This window comes from Streptomyces sp. NPDC091271 (genome assembly GCF_044757505.1).
Classification (GTDB): domain Bacteria; phylum Actinomycetota; class Actinomycetes; order Streptomycetales; family Streptomycetaceae; genus Streptomyces.
The window spans coordinates 197,469-213,617 of record NZ_JBIVVD010000005.1 but is presented as its reverse complement, the minus strand read 5'-3'; the positions used below and the strand labels follow the sequence as shown (position 1 = coordinate 213,617).

Genomic DNA, 16,149 nt, shown 5'->3' with positions numbered 1-16,149 from the left:
TCTCCCATGAACGGTCGGACGAGGTCGGCGCCCACCGTGGCACGAGGGCGCCGCGCCCAAGCGGCGGGACATCCTGATCGAGGCCGAACCACCCGTAATGGTGAGCAGCTACGCGCCTGTTGCCGCGGCGCCGGGGAGGGAGACCCCGCGGCCTGCGAAGAAGCGCTCGAAGACCGGCAGCGGAAGGCCGGCCGCACGGGTCGCGGCCGACGTCCCCGACGGGTTGTGGAAGTGGACACCGGCCCCGTCCGCCGTCCGGGAGGTCAGCAGCACCAGATGGCCACCGCGCCCAGGAGCCGGCTGCTCCGGGTGCCGGATCCCGTAGTGCACGGAGGCCATCACCCTTCGGCCCTCGTCCAGCAGCTCCAGGATGCCGGCGGGGGAGAGGTCCCGGTGGACGACCGCCTCGAGACCGTGGACCTCGGACACGTACCGGGCGAAGGGGGCATAGACCAGCCCCTTGATCACCCCGTCGGCGTCCTCCGTGTACGCGTCGTACTTCAACGCCCCGTCCCGGAGGGCGAACAGCGGCGGCGCACCGGTGCCGAGCGCCATGCGCAGGCAGGCCATACCGCACAGATGGCCTGCCCAGCGCGCGTACTCGGAGACCGACGCGGCGCCCGAGTCCGCCCAGCGGGGGTCCTCGGCCGGATCGAGCCCGCCTTCCACGATCGCCTCCACCAGACCCGGCGAGGCGAACTGCGTGTGCACGCGCGTCCGGCAGGTCGTACAGGTCACTGGCGGTATCCGTTCAGGAAGCGGCCGATGCGGCTGATCGCGGCGTCCAGGTCGTCGGCGTGCGGGAGGGTGAGGATGCGGAAGTGGTCCGGGCGCGGCCAGTTGAAGCCGGTGCCCTGCACCACCTGGATCTTCTCCCGCAGCAGCAGGTCCAGGACGAACCGTTCGTCGTCGACGATGTGGTGGACCTTCGGGTCGATGCGTGGGAAGGCGTACAGCGCACCCTTCGGCTTCACGCAGGACACCCCTGGGATCTCGTTGAGGCGCTCCCAGGCCCGGTCGCGCTGCTCGTGGAGCCTGCCGCCCGGGGCGACGAGTTCCCGGATCGACTGCCGGCCGCCGAGTGCCGCCTGGATCGCGTACTGCGCCGGGGCGTTGGGGCAGAGCCGCATGGAGGCGAGCATGGTGAGCCCCTCCAGATAGCTGCGGGCGTGCTGCTGCGGGCCCGACACCACCATCCAGCCGGAGCGGAACCCCGCCACACGGTACGTCTTGGACAGCCCGCTGAAGGTGAGGCAGAGCAGGTCGGGAGCCAGCACCGCCACGCTGTGGTGCTCGGCACCGTCGTACAGGATCTGGTCGTAGATCTCGTCGGCGAACACCATCAGCCCGTGCCGGCGCGCCAGGTCGAGCATGCCGTCGAGGACTTCGCGGGAGTAGACGGCGCCCGTCGGGTTGTTCGGGTTGATGATCACCATGGCCCGGGTACGGTCGGTGATCTTCGAGGCCATGTCGGCGAGGTCGGGGTTCCAGTCCGCTCCTTCGTCACAGGTGTAGTGCACGGCCCTGCCGCCCGCGAGTGTGGTGACGGCGGTCCACAGCGGATAGTCGGGGCTCGGGATCAGGATCTCGTCGCCGTCCTCCAGCAGCCCCTGAACGGCCATGGAGATCAGCTCGGAGACCCCGTTGCCGAGGAAGATGTCGTCCACGTCGACATCGGCCAGTCCCATCGCCTGATAGCGCTGCGCGACGGCCCGGCGCGCGGACAGGATGCCGCGCGAGTCGGTGTAGCCGTGCGCCTGAGGGAGCATCCGGATCATGTCCTGGACGATCTCCTCGGGGGCCTCGAACCCGAACAGCGCCGGATTGCCCGTGTTGAGGCGGAGCACGCTGTGGCCCGCCTCCTCCAGGGCGTTGGCCTGCTCGATGACCGGGCCCCGGATCTCGTAACAGACCTCGTTCAGCTTGCTGGACTGCCGGAACTCCATGCGGTGCCTCCCCGACCCTGAATATGCGTTACTTGGTTTTACCAAGCTCGGGCTTGGAAAGTCCAACAACATGTCTAGACTGCGTCGCATGCCACGTCAGCAGCAGCCCGCACGTCCCGTCCGCCGCCGGAGCTACGACCAGTTCTGCGCCACCGCCCGTGCCCTCGACTCCGTCGGCGACCGGTGGACCCTGCTGATCGTCCGTGAACTGCTGGCCGGGCCGCGCCGCTACACGGACCTGCACGCCGATCTGCCGGGAGTGAGCACGGATGTGCTGGCCTCCCGGCTCAAGGACATGGAGCAGGGCGGCCTGGCCGTGCGCCGCCGTCTGCCGCCCCCGGCGGCCGTCGCCGTCTACGAACTGACCGAGCACGGGCGCGGACTGCTCCCGGTCCTCACCGCGCTTGCCGGGTGGGGCGCGCCCGTGCTCGGTGAACGCCGGCCCACGGACGCGGTCAGGGCCCACTGGTTCGCCCTGCCTCTGCTGCGGGCCCTGGACGGCCTCACCCACAGCGGAGTCATCGAAGTCCGGCTCGCCGAGGGTGATTTCCACCTCCGCGCCGGTGCGGAGACGACGGGAGGCGAGGTGTACGGCTACGGCCCCGCCGACGCCCCGGACGCGTGCCTCGTGTTGGACGCGGAAGCCGTCCTGGCCATCGGGCGCGGTGGGAGCACCCTCGCCGAGGCGGTCGAGGAGGGCCGGGCCGAGGTCCTGGGCGAGAGCCCGCTCGCCGTCGAACTCCGTGGCGGCTGCTGACCGCCCCGTCGGCGCCTCCAGGCCAACTCGCGCGTGGCGTGGCCGTGTTCGATGGTCCCGGACGCTGAGGGAGTCGGTCATGGAGTCCGGTGGCACGGTCGGCGCGAAGAAGCGGACGACCTGCGCAAGGTCATGCCCGCGGCGCCCGGCCTCGTGCCGGCGGCGGCGGTCGCGACACCGGGCAGCGGCGTGAGCGGCACGGTCGTCGCCGTGGGCACGTCCGAGGGCAAGCTGGAGGCCCCGTACACCCCGAGCCGTCCGTCAGACGGCGGCCGTCTCCCCGTACGCTCCGAAACCGGAGACGACGAGCCCGTCCCGGAAGGTCAGCACCTCGTACACCCGGCCGCCGATCTGGTTGCGGTAGTCGATCACCAGCGCGTCGACTCCCGCGCGCACGTCCATCACCTCGAACTCCAGGTCGGGGATCTTCTCCAACCCGGCGGCCCAGTACGCGCGCAGCGCCGCCTTGCCGTGCAGTGTCCCGGCCGGGGAGCCCGTCAGCCGGGTGATCATCGGTGAGCTGAAGGTCACGTCCTCGTGGTAATGGGCGAGGATGCGGTCCAGATCATGGGAGTTCCAGTCGTCCTGCCACCGGGACGCGAACCGGCGGGCATATGCGAGATCCATACGGATGATGATGCGACAGGGCGATGATGGATGCGTGCACTTTGAACCCATTACCTGGGAACGGCTGGCCCGCGCCCTCGCCGCCCATGCCGACGGACTCGAACCGGCCGACGGCGGGTCCTGGCTGAGGATCGGCGTCGACGGTGCTCCCGCCGCCCGCCCCGAGGAGGCCGCCGCCCACCTCGCCGAGGCACTGCGGGCCCGCGGGCGCCCGGTGCTCACCGTCTCCACGGGAGGCTTCCTGCGCCCGGCGAGCCTGCGCTACGAATACGGCAAGGAGGACCCGGACTCGTACGCCGACACCTGGTTCGACACCGGGGCGCTGTGGCGCGAGGTGTTCCGCCCGCTCGAGGCCGGTGGCAGCGGACGGGTCCTGCCCGATCTCTGGAATCCCGCGACGGACCGGGCGACCCGCAGTCCGTACCAGGTGCTGCCCGAAGGAGGGGTACTGATCCTGCACGGGCCGCTGCTCCTCGGGCACTGGTTCCCGTTCGACCTCGGAGTGCATCTGAGTCTCTCGCCGGGAGCGCTGCGACGGCGTACGCGAGAGAGCGAGCGGTGGACTCTGCCCGCCTTCGCGCGGTACGAGGACGAGGTCGGCCCGTACGACCGCGCGGACGCCGTCGTGCGGGCCGACGACCCGCACCACCCCGCCTGGACGGGGCTCGCCGGTTGAAGCGAGGGGGCGTCACGCCGGGCGGCCCCCGACCGTCGCGACCGCTTCGGCCCCTGCCCGGCAGCCCGCCGCGGCCGCCGAGACCTCGTCCGCACCGTCGATGAGGGCCGCGAGGAAGCCGCCGGTGAACGCGTCCCCCGCGCCTGTCGAGTCGACCGGGGCGCTGACCTCCCCGGCGGGCACACGCGCGGTCACCGTGCCGTCGGCCGCCAACAGCACGCCCCGGTCCCCGAGCGTGACGGCGACCCGGCCCACATGACGGCTCAGCTTGGCCGCGGCGTCCGAGGGCTCCGGCAGCCCCGTCAGCTCGCGTGCCTCGTCCGCGTTGGGCAGCAGCAGATCGACCCCCTCGACCAGGTCCAGGAACGCGGCGGCGCCCAGCGCGGCGAGGAATCCGGCCGAAGCCGGATCCACGCTCACCGGGACACCCCGCCGCCGGGCCTCGCGCAGCGCCAGTGCCGCCGTCGCCCGGCTCGTCGGCCCGAAGAGGAGGTAGCCCGACAGATGGAGCCGGGCGGCACCGTCGAGCAGCGAAGGCGACCAGTCGCCGGGCGAGAGGCGCAGGACCGCCCCGCTGTCGGTGAGGAAGGTGCGTTCGGCCGAGGAGTCGACCAGGGCCACCACCGTGCCGGTCGCGGCGTCCTCGTCCACGCACAGCAGGGGGCGCACTCCGGCCCGACGCAGCGCGTCGCGGTGCCAGGCCGCGGATTCCGCCCCGGCCCGGGCGAGCAGCCGGACTTCCCGGCAGCCCGAACGCGCCGCCCAGCAGGCCACGTTGGCCCCCGCACCGCCCGGCAGTGTGGAGATTCGCGCGGGCGTGTCCGTGCCGTGCAGCGGTGCGGAGGCGTGCCGTACGACCACGTCGGTGACCACCTCCCCGACCACGAGCAGACCGCCTCCGGCCACCGCGCCCCCGGCCACCGCGCGGCCGGTCCCGCTCACCGGCCGGCCGCGGCCACGGCGATCCGCGCTGCCAGCGTCACGTTCCCGCGTACGGCGGCGAGATTGGCCTCCAGGGACGCCCCGCCGGTCTCCCGCATCAGATACTCCAGCAGGAACGGGGTGACCGCCTGCCCCGTGACCCCCCGTGCCCGGCATGCGTCCAGGGCCCCGGCGAGCACCCGGTCGTGCACCGCCGGGTCCAACTGCTCGTCCTCCGCTACGGGGTTGGCGACGATCAGTGCCGCAGGCGGGCCTCCCAGCCGCTCCCCGGCCCGCATCACCTGCGCGACGTCCTCCGGTGTACGGACGGTCCAGTCGACCCGCTCGCCGGAACTGCTCAGGTAGAAGCCGGGGAAGTACTCCGTCCCGTAGCCCAGCACGCCGACACCGAGGGTCTCCAGGCGCTGAAGTGTGGCGGGTACGTCCAGGATGGACTTCACGCCCGCGCACACCACCGTGATGCCGGTCCGGGCGAGCAGCCGGAGGTCCGCGGACTCGTCCTGGGTCTGTGTCCACCCGCGGTGTACGCCGCCGAGCCCGCCGGTCGCGAAGACGCTCAGACCGGCCCGCGCCGCGAGGAAGGCGGTGGCGGACACGGTGGTGGCGCCGCTCGCGCCCAGGGCCAGCGCGGGCGCGAGATCACGGTGGCCCAGCTTGCGTATGTCCGGGGCCCCGGCGACCCGCTCCAGCTGGGCGCCGTCCAGACCCACATGTGCACGGCCGTCCAGCACGGCGACCGTGGCGGGGACGGCGCCCGCCTTCCGCACCAGCTCCTCCAGCTCCTGGGCGACGTCGAGATTGCGGGGGCGCGGCAGCCCGTGCGCGATGATCGTCGACTCCAGGGCGACCACGGGACGTTGCTCTTCCAGGGCCTCCCGCACCTCTCCGGAGAGTACGGGGGTGCTGCGGCCGGGTTCCTGCGACAGGGGTGCCGATGGATTCTGAGGCATGCCCCATCTCTGTCGCGGGCCCGGGCGCCGCAAACCCGCGACGGCCCGGTTGTCGAGCGGGCGGTCAGGCCTTCGCGGAATCCGGGGCCGGCCGGGCCACCGCTCTGCGCAGCGCGAGCGCGGCCATCGGCAGGAGGAGGCAGGCGGCGACCGCGTTCAGCCAGCCGTAGCCCAGCCGCGAGACGATCACTCCGGCGACGGCGCCGCCGATGCCGGCCGCCGTGTTCATCGTGAGGTCGGAGAGTCCTTGCACGGCGGCCCGTGCCGCCTGCGGTACGGAGTCGGTGAGCAGGGCCGAGCCCGCTACCAGGCCCGCCGACCAGCCGAGCCCCAGGACGAACAGGCCCGCGGCCGTCCGGATGTGCCCGTCACCCGACGTACCGGCCGACACCGCCGCGCAGCAGAGCAGTCCGGCGGCCAGCCCGATGACGGAGAGCCGGCCGACCCGGTCGGAGAGCCAGCCCATGACGGGGGACAGCGCGTACATGCCGGCGATGTGTCCGCTGATGACCAGGCCGATCAGCTGGATGTCCGCGCCGTGGTGCCCCAGGTGGACAGGGGTCATGACCATGACGGAGACCATCACGGTGTGGGACACGGCGACCGTCACGAGAGCCAGCCGGGCCATCGGGGACGCCCGCACCGCCGCGATCCCCGCCCGCAGCGACCGGCTCGCCGTGTCGGCCGTGTCCTCGGAGGCGAGCGCCCGCGCGGTCAGCAGCGGGTCGGGGCGCAGCAGCACGGCGACCACGGCCCCGGTGAGCAGGAAGATGACGGCGGCCCAGGCGAACGGGCCCGCCGTCTCGGGCACGAAGGTGCCCCGGAACACCCGGCTCGCGGGAGCGGCGATGTTCGGGCCGAGCACCGAACCGATCGTGGTGGCCCAGATGACGGTGGAGATCGCCCGGCCGCGCCGCTCCGGCTCCGCGAGGTCGGCCGCCGCGAACCGCGCCTGGAGATTGGCCGACGAGCCGGCGCCGAAGCCGGCCATGCCGAGCAGCAGCAGCGGAAAGCTGCCCACGACGGCAGCGGTCACCACGAGGAAGGCTCCGGACGCCCCGATCAGGTAGGCCAGGACGAGCCCGGCGCGCCTGCCCCGCGAGGTCATCAGAGCGGCCAGCGGCAGCGACAGCAGTGCGGTGCCCGTCACGGAGGCGGTCGGCGCGAGCCCCGACAGGGCTTCGGAACCACTGACCTCGGCCGCCAGGACCGGGGCGAGCGCTATACCGACGGCCACGCCGAGACCGCCGAGTATCTGGCTGCCGACGAGTACGGCGGATATCCGGCGCCGCAGGGCCGGCAGCTCGGTGGCTGTGATCCGGAGTCCGGGGAGAGCTGTCATTACCGCCGCAGTGTGCCAGCTCGTACCTCCGTGCGACATGGCGTGACGGACACGGTCGATACGAAGCGACGGAGCGCGGCACGACGCGGTGATGTGCCCTTCGGCGAAGGACGACGTGGTGATCGTCTCTACGGGGCGGGACGGACGGCTTCAGAACAACGGCTGCGGGAGTATGCCCTCCAGGGCCAGCAGCTGCCGCTTCGTCTCCAGCCCGCCGCCGAACCCGCCGAGCCCTCCGTCGCTCTCCACCACGCGGTGGCACGGCACCACGACCGGCAGCGGGTTGGAGCCCATGGCCGCCCCCACGGCCTGGGCGGCGCCCGGCTGGCCGACCCGGCTCGCCAGGTCCCCGTAGCCCACGACCGTGCCGTAGGGCACGCCGGACGCCAGCTCGGTGAGCACCGCACGGTGGAAGCCGGAGCTCAGCGACCAGTCCAGCTCGAGCGAGAACTCCCGCAGCCCTCCGGCGAAGTACGCCGCGAGCTGACGCGCCGGCTCGGCCAGCAGCGCGGAGTCCGGGGCTTCCACGGGCTCCGCGCCCAGCCGTGTCCGCAGCCGCCCCAGCACCTTGTCCCGGACCGCCGGGCGCGCGTGGAAGACCACGGTCACCAGGCCGGAGCGGGTCGCGGCCAGCAGGAGCGGGCCGATGTCGCTCGGCACGACGGACCACTCCACGACGTGCTCGCTGCTCTCCATGCGACCCACCGTACGGCCGGCCACCGACAGTGCCGTCCCGTCAGCCGCTCAGCGGGTGGCGTCCCGGACGATGTCGGGGTTGTTGGTGATGATGCCGTCCACGCCGAAGCCGGCCACCTCGGCGGCCTTCGCCGCGTCGTTGACGGTCCAGGTGTTGACCTGGAGGGGCTTGCCGTGGGCGCCCTTCAGCTTCTGCACCGCGGCGACGTAGTCGGCGCCGATCGTCGTGTACGACGGATTGATCTGGTCGGTGAACGCCGCGTACGACGGCAGGTCGGCCACCGCCGGGGTGCCCAGGAACCCCGTGACGACGTCCGGGCGCTGAACATGAACAGTTTTCACACTCTCTGCACCGAAGCTCTGGATGACCAGTTTGCGCTTGACGTGGGAGCGGTCGAGCCATCCCTCCTTGCGCAGGACGCGCAGGGTCTCCTTCTCGATGCCCGGGTAGATCTCCGGGCTCTTGATCTCCAGGAGCAGCTTCTGGCGGTTGCGCTCGACACGGTGCAGGTACTGGCTGAGCGTCGGCACCCGGGCGCCCGCGAAGCCTGCGCCGAACCAGCTGCCGGCGTCCAGCTTCGCGATCTCCGCCGCGGTGAAGTCCTTGACCGCCCAGGGCGCGCGGTCGGGGAAGACCTCCTCGGCGTCGGTGGTCCGGTTCAGGGTGGTGTCGTGCACGACGACCAGCACGCCGTCCTTGGTGAGCTGGACGTCGTTCTCCACCCACGCGATGCCCAGGTCGTCGGCAGCGTCCACGGCGGCCAGGGTGTTCTCCGGGGCGTAGGCGGAAGCGCCCCGGTGGGCGTAGACGACCGGGCTGTCCTGCGCGCCCGAGGCCTGGGCCTGGGTGGCGGGCAGCAGGACGCAGGCGCCGAGCATGGCGGCGGCGGCACCGGAGGCGGTTGCTGTGCGTACGGACACGTGTGCTCCTCGCGTAGAGATGCGGTCAGGCAGAGACTCGCATCAGATCCCCAACGGAGGGGAGGAGGATGATGGCCATGTTGTGAACGGAATAGTGGGCGCCGAGTCCGCGGAGGGCCCACAGGCGGATAAAATGCCGCTCTTATGTTTGCTTGCCGGGCCTTGCCCTTTAGGGTCACCCCCGAACCCGGGCACACCGCGAAGGGCGTACCAGCATGCAGGGCACAGTTGACGGATTCACCTACGGCCTCGTGACGCCTGTCACGGCGTTCCTCATGGCATGTCTCGGTGCCGCGCTCGGTCTTCGGTGCACCACGCGGTCCCTGCGCACCCGTGGAGCGTCCAGAGCCGGCTGGCTGGCACTCGGCGCCACCTCCATAGGGTCCGGCATCTGGACGATGCACTTCATCGCGATGCTGGGCTTCACCGTCCGGGAAGCGCCGGTGAGCTACGACAGACCCCTCACCTACGCCAGTCTCGCCGTGGGCGTCGGGATGGTCGGGGTCGGCATCTTCCTGGTCGGCTACCGGGGCGCCACCCGGATGGCGCTGGTCACGGGCGGGACGATCACCGGTCTCGGGGTCGCCTCCATGCACTACCTCGGCATGGCCGGAATGAACTTCGAGGGACTGTTCGAGTACGACACCCTCACCGTCGCGCTCTCCGTCGTCATCGCCGTGGTGGCCGCGACCGCCGCGCTCTGGGCGGCCGTCTCCATCCACGGTTTCCTCCCCAGCCTGGGCGCCAGCGTGGTCATGGGCGTGGCCGTGAGCGGGATGCACTACACGGGGATGGCCGCGCTCCAGGTGCACCTGCACCCCGACGCCGTACCGGGACCGCCCGGCGAGGCGCCCACCTCGCTGCTCCTGCCGATGATGATCGGACCGGGCTGCTTCCTCCTGCTCGCCGCCGTGGTCGTGATGATCGACCCCCTGGTGGTTTCCGGCGGCCCCGAAGAAGCCCGGCGACCGTCGGGACAGGCGGCACGGGGCGGGGGCCCGGTGACCGCGATCCCGGCCCAGCGACGGCACACACCGCCCTACGCGACCACCGCCCGCAAGGCGTCCCGGCAGCCGTGGAACCGCTGATCCCCCGCCGTTGTCAGTGGGGGGTCGTACGGTGGTTGCATGCGGCCAGTCTCGAAGATCGAACGTTCGGTGGCGCCTTTCGAGGTCGTCAGTCCCTACCAGCCCAGCGGTGACCAGCCGGCGGCCATCGCCGAGCTGGACCGGCGTGTCCGCGCAGGTGAGAAGGACGTCGTCCTGCTCGGCGCGACCGGCACGGGCAAGTCGGCGACGACCGCCTGGATGATCGAGAAGCTTCAGCGCCCCACCCTGGTGATGGCACCGAACAAGACGCTGGCCGCCCAGCTGGCGAACGAGTTCCGCGAGCTCCTCCCGAACAACGCCGTGGAGTACTTCGTCTCGTACTACGACTACTACCAGCCCGAGGCGTACGTCCCGCAGTCGGACACCTACATCGAGAAGGACTCCTCGATCAACGAGGAGGTCGAGCGGCTGCGCCACTCCGCCACGAATTCGCTGCTCACCCGGCGCGACGTCGTGGTGGTCGCCTCGGTCTCCTGCATCTACGGCCTTGGCACCCCGCAGGAGTACGTGGACCGGATGGTCCAGCTCAAGGTCGGCGACGAGATCGACCGTGACCAGCTGCTGCGCCGCTTCGTCGAGATCCAGTACACGCGCAACGACCTCGCGTTCACCCGCGGCACCTTCCGCGTCCGCGGCGACACCATCGAGATCTTCCCGGTGTACGAGGAGCTCGCCGTCCGTATCGAGATGTTCGGCGACGAGATCGAGGCGCTCTCGACCCTCCACCCCCTGACCGGTGAGGTCATCAGCGAGGACACCTCGCTCCACGTCTTCCCCGCCAGCCACTACGTGGCGGGCCCCGAGCGCATGGAGAAGGCGGTCAGCGGCATCGAGCAGGAGCTGGAGCAGCGCCTCGCCGAGCTGGAGAAGCAGGGCAAGTTGCTGGAGGCCCAGCGACTGCGCATGCGCACCACGTACGACATCGAGATGCTCCGGCAGATCGGCACCTGCTCCGGCGTCGAGAACTACTCGATGCACTTCGACGGCCGCTCTCCAGGCACCGCCCCAAACACCCTCCTCGACTACTTCCCCGAGGACTTCCTCCTCGTCCTGGACGAGTCGCACGTCACCGTGCCGCAGATCGGCGCGATGTACGAGGGCGACGCCTCCCGCAAGCGGACCCTCGTCGACCACGGTTTCCGGCTGCCCTCCGCCCTGGACAACCGTCCGCTGAAGTGGGAGGAGTTCCTGGGCCGGATCGACCAGACGGTCTATCTCTCCGCCACACCCGGGAAGTACGAGATGTCCCGGGGCGACGGCTTCGTCGAGCAGATCATCCGGCCCACCGGGCTCGTCGACCCGGAGGTCGTCGTCAAGCCCACCGAGGGCCAGATCGACGACCTGGTCCACGAGATCCGCAAGCGGACCGAGAAGGACGAGCGCGTCCTGGTCACCACCCTCACCAAGAAGATGTCCGAGGACCTCACGGACTACTTCCTGGAGCTGGGCATCCAGGTCCGCTACCTCCACAGCGACGTCGACACGCTGCGCCGGATCGAGCTGCTGCGCGAGCTGCGCTCCGGCGAGTACGACGTCCTGGTCGGCATCAACCTCCTGCGTGAGGGCCTCGACCTGCCCGAGGTGTCGCTCGTGGCCATCCTCGACGCCGACAAGCAGGGCTTCCTGCGCTCCGGCACGTCCCTGATCCAGACCATCGGCCGTGCCGCCCGTAACGTCTCGGGGCAGGTCCACATGTACGCCGACAAGGTCACCCCGGCGATGGCGCAGGCCATCGACGAGACCAACCGTCGCCGTGAGAAGCAGATCGCCTACAACACCGAGCGTGGGGTCGACCCGCAGCCGCTCCGCAAGAAGATCAACGACATCGTCGCGTCCATCGCCCGCGAGGAGGTCGACACCGAGCAGCTCCTCGGCACCGGCTACCGGCAGGCCAAGGACACCAAGGCACCCGTCCCCTCGCTGGGCGGCAAGGCGGCCGCCGGGGGCAAGGCGAAGAAGGACGGCGCGGTGGTCACCGACCGGCCCGCCGCCGAGCTCGCGGGGATCATCGAGGAGATGACGGACCGCATGCGTGCGGCCGCCGCCGACCTGCAGTTCGAGGTGGCGGCACGGCTGCGTGACGAGGTGGGGGAGCTGAAGAAGGAGCTGCGTCAGATGAGGGAGGCGGGGCTGGCCTGACCCCGTGGGGCCCGCAGTGTTGCAGGACCGACACAAAAACGTCCCACGACTCTTCCCGCCTGCGGGGACTGCGTAGGGTGCTCGGAAACCGCACACCGAGGGTTGCGGGGCAAGCGGAGAGGGGACAGCGCGTGACGGTCAACATGACCAAGGGCCAGGCCATCAGCCTGCAGAAGAGCGACGGGGGGACCCTGACCGCGGTACGGATGGGGCTCGGCTGGCAGGCGGCTCCGCGCCGAGGGCTGTTCGGCTCGCGTACCCGTGAGATCGACCTGGACGCCTCGGCGGTGCTCTTCGCCGACAAGCAGCCCGTGGACGTCGTGTTCTTCCGCCACCTCGTCAGCGACGACGGTTCGGTCAAGCACACCGGCGACAACCTGGTCGGCGGAGCCGGCTCGGGCGGCGACGACGAGGCGATCCTCGTCGACCTGCAGCGGGTCCCGGTCCACATCGACCAGATCGTCTTCACGGTGAACTCGTTCACCGGCCAGACGTTCCAGGAGGTGCGACACGCCTTCTGTCGCATCGTCGACGAGACCAACGGCCAGGAGCTCGCCCGCTACACGCTGGACGGCGGCGGGCAGTACACGGCGCAGATCATGGCCAAGGTGCACCGCGCGGGCAGCGGATGGCAGATGACCGCCCTCGGCAACCCGGCCAACGGCCGTACGTTCCAGGACCTGATGCCCGCGATCCTGCCGCACCTGTAGACGCGGCAGGGCGCGGGCGGCACCCGGCCCGCAGATCCGTACGAGCAGCTCCCGGAGGCACCGCCGCCGGGAGCTGCGCCCATGGCAGGGCACCACACCGAACGTCGAGGGGACAGGGCATGACGGCCGAGCTGGTCCGGGGGCAGAACCACATCTTGCCCCAGACCCGTCTGGAGATCAGGGTGTCGGCGGGCTCACCCGTCGTGGCCGGGGCCACGCTCGGGGACGAGCGGGGCACCGTCCGGGGCGCCGAGTGGATCGCCCACCCCGCGTCGCACCGGGTGCCCGGACTCGAGGTGTCCCGGCAGGCCGCGGCCGACCACCGGCTGGCCGTGGACCTGGACGCCCTGCCCGAAACGGTGCACCGCGTCACCGTGCTCCTCGCCCTGCCCATCGGAGCCGGGCGGCCGGGCAGGTTCGGCGCGGTGGCCGCCCCCTTCGTCGCCGTCACCGGACTCGACGGCACCGAGATCGCCACGTTCACCCTCACCGGTCTGGACACCGAGTCCGCCGTGTCGGCACTGGAGCTCTACCGCCGCCAGGGGGTCTGGAAGGTCCGCGCCGTCGGCCAGGGCTATGCCGCGGGGCTCGCCGAGATGCTCGCCGACCAGGGGGTGGCCGAGGCGGCGGAGCTGGCCGCGTCCATCCAGGAGGCGGTCGCCTCCGGGCTCGCCCGCTCCGTGCCCCCGCCGCCCCGCGCTCCCGAGGGCGAGCGCGTACGCTACCCGGCGGGCCCCGCGGCCACCGGAGGCGGCGGCAGGCCGCCCGCCTCGGCGCGGATCCCTGAGCCGCAGACAGAGCCCGCGCCCCCGCACACCGACGCACCTGGCGGTCCCGTCGACTACGCGCACCCGCGGCGTCAGACCTCGGCGCCGCCCCCGCCGCCCCCCGCGGCCCCTCCCGCCGCCCCGGGACAGCCCGTGCAGCCCGTCGCCGGCGACGCCACCGGCTGGTCCATGGACGAGCGCCTCTACAACCAGATCTGGGGCATGTTCGAGGACCTGGCCCGCGCGGTCGCCGCCTACCGGAGCGCCGTCGACTTCGCCGAGTCCCGGATGGACCAGGAGCTCGACCGGACGCTTTCCGACCCGCGCAGCCGCATCGGTGGTGCCGGCGACCGGGCCCGCGAGGAGGCCCGGGCCAAGCACGACGAACTCTCCGGCCGGGCACGCGAGGCGCTCGAGCGCGATCTCGCCCAGCTCGCCGCCGAGTCCGCCGTCGTCGAACCGGCCCTCCCCGCCGCCTATGCGGCCTGGGGCAACCCCGTCTGGCACGGCTACCGCGTCCCCATGGAGATCCCGATGGCCCTGCGTATCGGCGACCTCCATCTGCCCGAGGGCATCGGCCTGCGCATCCCGCTGCTGGTGCGGCTGCCCCTGGAGCGCGGGATCTGGGTCGACAGCGGACGTACGGCCTCCGAGGCGGCTGCCGCGGCGACGGGGGACCAGCTGCGCACGCTGGCCATGGAGACCGCGGTCGCCCTGGCCGCGCGGCTGCTCGCGGTCTACCCCGCGGACGAATTCTCCGTACACGTGATCGATCCGGCCGGTTCCGCCGCGGGTCCCCTCTCCCCTCTGGTCGCCTCAGGGGTTCTCGCCGGCCCGCCCGCCGCCGGAGCGGAAGGCGTGTCCTCGGCCCTCGCCCACCTCACCCGGCGCGTCGATCTGGTGCAGATGGCGATCAGGGCCGGCGCGGCGGACGCGCTGCCCCCGGACCTCGACACGGGGGAGCACCTGCTGATCGTCAACGACTTCCCGCACGGCTTCGACGACAGGGCCGTCACCCAGCTGCGCTATCTGGCCGACGAGGGGCCTTCGGTGGGCGTGCACCTGCTGATGGTGGCCGACCGCGAGGACGCCCGCGCCTACGGCCCGGTGCTCGACCCGCTGTGGCGTTCCCTGCTGCGGATCACCCCCGTGGCCGACGACCACCTCGCCGACCCCTGGGTGGGCCACGCGTGGACGTACGAGCCGCTGAGGGCGCCGCAGGGCAGCCGCGTCCTGGAGCAGGTGCTAGCGCTGGTGGCCGCGGCGCGGCGAAGCGGTCACCGCTGAGCCGGATGACGGTAGGTCAACTACCCGCACGTGCCTTCTGACCTGGCGTTTTGATCACACCTTGGTGCGGACTTTACCGTTTCTTGGTGCTTCATGTACTGTTCTTGGTGCGGAGGGGAGTACTCCCGATCGCGGCGTTCCCGTCAGTACGGACTGTGACCGGTCCCGGGGCGTCGGCCCGGCGCGCATCCCGCGCTCCCGGGTGGAAGAGACCTCCGGCAGCGACGACGCTGATCTATAGCCGTAGCGAACTGCCGGAGGCGCAGTGGACGTTTCATGGACTCTTTGGACGCTGACCATTCTCGGTCTCGTCGCCCTCATCTCCGTCGACTTCTTCATCGGGCGCAAGCCCCATGACGTGTCGACCAAGGAAGCCGGGATCTGGACCATCGTCTGGATCGCCCTGGCCGGCCTCTTCGGGCTCGGCCTGCTGGTCTTCGGCGAGAGCCAGGCCTCGGGCGAATTCTTCGCCGGCTTCATCACCGAGAAGTCGCTCAGTGTCGACAACCTCTTCGTCTTCGTCCTGATCATGGCGAAGTTCTCGGTGCCCAGCCATCTCCAGCAGCGGGTGCTGCTCATCGGTGTGCTGATCGCCCTGGTGCTGCGTGCGATCTTCATCGCGGCCGGTGCCGCGGTCATCGCGAACTTCTCGTGGATCTTCTACATCTTCGGCGCGTTCCTGATCTACACCGCCTGGAAGCTGATCCAGGAGGCGCGGGCCGACGAGGACGAGGAGGACTGGGAGGAGAACCGTCTCCTGAAGTCGATCGAGCACCGTTTCGGTGTCGCCGACAAGTACCACGGGACGAAGCTCTTCATCCGGAACAACGGCAAGCGCGTCATGACCCCCCTGATGGTGGTCATGCTCGCCATCGGCACCACCGATGTGCTGTTCGCGCTGGACTCGATCCCGGCGATCTTCGGTCTGACCCAGGACCCGTACATCGTCTTCACCGCGAACGCCTTCGCCCTGATGGGCCTGCGTCAGCTGTACTTCCTCATCGGCGGTCTGCTGAAGAAGCTGGTCCACCTCAGCTACGGGCTCTCGGTGATCCTCGGGTTCATCGGCGTCAAGCTGGTGCTGCACGCCCTGCACGAGTCCGGGGTGCACGTCCCGGAGATCTCCATCCCGTTCTCACTCTCCTTCATCTGCCTCGTCCTGGTGGTCACCACGGTCACCAGCCTGATCGCCAACAAGAAGCAGGCGGCACGGGAGGCCGAGAAGAAGGACGACAGCGAGAACGTCGGCGCGGAGAAGTAGCGCCTGACGCACACACCGA

Annotated in this window: 15 protein-coding genes; 7 read left to right on the top strand and 8 right to left on the bottom strand. The window is 71.1% G+C overall.

The genetic code is table 11. The features are described from left to right. Nucleotides 1-108 precede the first annotated feature (108 nt). Nucleotides 109-738 carry a peptidase gene (locus ACIQM3_RS22130; RefSeq protein WP_401626836.1) on the bottom strand — a complete coding sequence of 210 codons (630 nt, stop codon included), beginning with the start codon at nucleotides 736-738 and terminating at the stop codon, nucleotides 109-111. Next, nucleotides 735-1,946, bottom strand: a complete 1,212-nt coding sequence (locus ACIQM3_RS22125) for a pyridoxal phosphate-dependent aminotransferase (RefSeq protein ID WP_362938816.1) — start codon at nucleotides 1,944-1,946, stop codon at nucleotides 735-737. Before ACIQM3_RS22125 ends, ACIQM3_RS22130 begins: the two co-directional genes overlap by 4 nt. Before the next feature lie 70 nt (nucleotides 1,947-2,016). Here ACIQM3_RS22125 and ACIQM3_RS22120 point away from each other — a divergent pair, with 70 nt between their 5' ends. Further along, complete coding sequence (locus ACIQM3_RS22120; RefSeq protein WP_401626834.1) at nucleotides 2,017-2,703, top strand: winged helix-turn-helix transcriptional regulator; 687 nt, start codon at nucleotides 2,017-2,019, stop codon at nucleotides 2,701-2,703. A gap of 261 nt (nucleotides 2,704-2,964) precedes the next feature. Here the strand turns inward: ACIQM3_RS22120 and ACIQM3_RS22115 are convergent, their stop codons facing one another. Continuing rightward, nucleotides 2,965-3,330, bottom strand: a complete 366-nt coding sequence (locus tag ACIQM3_RS22115; protein WP_401626832.1) for a nuclear transport factor 2 family protein — start codon at nucleotides 3,328-3,330, stop codon at nucleotides 2,965-2,967. Nucleotides 3,331-3,364: 34 nt separating this feature from the next. On the opposite strand from ACIQM3_RS22115, the gene ACIQM3_RS22110 reads away from it, so the two are divergent. Beyond that, nucleotides 3,365-4,006 (top strand): uridine kinase, encoded by a 642-nt coding sequence (locus ACIQM3_RS22110; RefSeq protein ID WP_401626831.1) that lies wholly within the window; start codon nucleotides 3,365-3,367, stop codon nucleotides 4,004-4,006. A gap of 12 nt (nucleotides 4,007-4,018) precedes the next feature. On the opposite strand, the gene ACIQM3_RS22105 is transcribed toward ACIQM3_RS22110, so the two are convergent. The 5 genes from ACIQM3_RS22105 to ACIQM3_RS22085 all read right to left on the bottom strand — a co-directional run bounded on the left by ACIQM3_RS22105 (nucleotide 4,019) and on the right by ACIQM3_RS22085 (nucleotide 8,857). Beyond that, the gene (locus tag ACIQM3_RS22105) at nucleotides 4,019-4,948 is read right to left on the bottom strand and encodes a carbohydrate kinase family protein (protein ID WP_401626829.1); all 930 of its coding nucleotides are present in this window, start codon (nucleotides 4,946-4,948) and stop codon (nucleotides 4,019-4,021) included. Further along, nucleotides 4,945-5,898, bottom strand: coding sequence for a pseudouridine-5'-phosphate glycosidase (locus ACIQM3_RS22100; RefSeq protein WP_401626827.1), 954 nt, complete (start codon nucleotides 5,896-5,898; stop codon nucleotides 4,945-4,947). Before ACIQM3_RS22100 ends, ACIQM3_RS22105 begins: the two co-directional genes overlap by 4 nt. A 64-nt stretch (nucleotides 5,899-5,962) precedes the next feature. Beyond that, nucleotides 5,963-7,240, bottom strand: coding sequence for an MFS transporter (locus ACIQM3_RS22095; protein ID WP_401626825.1), 1,278 nt, complete (start codon nucleotides 7,238-7,240; stop codon nucleotides 5,963-5,965). Between the two features lie 150 nt (nucleotides 7,241-7,390). Beyond that, complete coding sequence (locus ACIQM3_RS22090; RefSeq protein ID WP_401626823.1) at nucleotides 7,391-7,936, bottom strand: methylated-DNA--[protein]-cysteine S-methyltransferase; 546 nt, start codon at nucleotides 7,934-7,936, stop codon at nucleotides 7,391-7,393. Nucleotides 7,937-7,984: 48 nt separating this feature from the next. Beyond that, on the bottom strand, nucleotides 7,985-8,857 hold the full coding sequence (locus tag ACIQM3_RS22085; protein ID WP_401626821.1) for a glycerophosphodiester phosphodiesterase: 873 nt from the start codon (nucleotides 8,855-8,857) through the stop codon (nucleotides 7,985-7,987). A gap of 215 nt (nucleotides 8,858-9,072) precedes the next feature. Between ACIQM3_RS22085 and ACIQM3_RS22080 the strand changes: the two genes are divergently transcribed. The 5 genes from ACIQM3_RS22080 (at nucleotide 9,073) to ACIQM3_RS22060 (ending at nucleotide 16,130) form a co-directional block, all read left to right on the top strand. Beyond that, nucleotides 9,073-9,945: an MHYT domain-containing protein gene (locus ACIQM3_RS22080; protein WP_401626819.1), complete on the top strand. Its 873-nt coding sequence runs from the start codon at nucleotides 9,073-9,075 to the stop codon at nucleotides 9,943-9,945. A 39-nt stretch (nucleotides 9,946-9,984) separates the two neighbouring features. Beyond that, nucleotides 9,985-12,105 carry an excinuclease ABC subunit UvrB gene (gene uvrB, locus ACIQM3_RS22075; RefSeq protein ID WP_401626817.1) on the top strand — a complete coding sequence of 707 codons (2,121 nt, stop codon included), beginning with the start codon at nucleotides 9,985-9,987 and terminating at the stop codon, nucleotides 12,103-12,105. Nucleotides 12,106-12,236: 131 nt separating this feature from the next. Continuing rightward, on the top strand, nucleotides 12,237-12,815 hold the full coding sequence (locus ACIQM3_RS22070; RefSeq protein WP_362938848.1) for a TerD family protein: 579 nt from the start codon (nucleotides 12,237-12,239) through the stop codon (nucleotides 12,813-12,815). Between the two features lie 119 nt (nucleotides 12,816-12,934). After that, a complete protein-coding gene (locus tag ACIQM3_RS22065; protein WP_401626815.1) occupies nucleotides 12,935-14,869 on the top strand; it encodes a TerD family protein in 1,935 nt (644 codons plus the stop codon). Nucleotides 14,870-15,134: 265 nt separating this feature from the next. Then, a complete protein-coding gene (locus ACIQM3_RS22060) occupies nucleotides 15,135-16,130 on the top strand; it encodes a TerC family protein (RefSeq protein WP_401626813.1) in 996 nt (331 codons plus the stop codon). Nucleotides 16,131-16,149 lie beyond the last annotated feature (19 nt).

Bases quoted from the DNA above. Each gene is read 5' to 3' on its own strand.
- ACIQM3_RS22115 (WP_401626832.1), bottom strand. From the start codon at position 3,330: ATGGATCTCGCATATGCCCGCCGGTTCGCGTCCCGGTGGCAGGACGAC.
- ACIQM3_RS22120 (WP_401626834.1), top strand. From the start codon at position 2,017: ATGTCTAGACTGCGTCGCATGCCACGTCAGCAGCAGCCCGCACGTCCC.
- uvrB (WP_401626817.1), top strand. From the start codon at position 9,985: ATGCGGCCAGTCTCGAAGATCGAACGTTCGGTGGCGCCTTTCGAGGTC.
- ACIQM3_RS22080 (WP_401626819.1), top strand. From the start codon at position 9,073: ATGCAGGGCACAGTTGACGGATTCACCTACGGCCTCGTGACGCCTGTC.
- ACIQM3_RS22125 (WP_362938816.1), bottom strand. From the start codon at position 1,946: ATGGAGTTCCGGCAGTCCAGCAAGCTGAACGAGGTCTGTTACGAGATC.
- ACIQM3_RS22090 (WP_401626823.1), bottom strand. From the start codon at position 7,936: ATGGAGAGCAGCGAGCACGTCGTGGAGTGGTCCGTCGTGCCGAGCGAC.
- ACIQM3_RS22095 (WP_401626825.1), bottom strand. From the start codon at position 7,240: ATGACAGCTCTCCCCGGACTCCGGATCACAGCCACCGAGCTGCCGGCC.
- ACIQM3_RS22100 (WP_401626827.1), bottom strand. From the start codon at position 5,898: ATGCCTCAGAATCCATCGGCACCCCTGTCGCAGGAACCCGGCCGCAGC.
- ACIQM3_RS22065 (WP_401626815.1), top strand. From the start codon at position 12,935: ATGACGGCCGAGCTGGTCCGGGGGCAGAACCACATCTTGCCCCAGACC.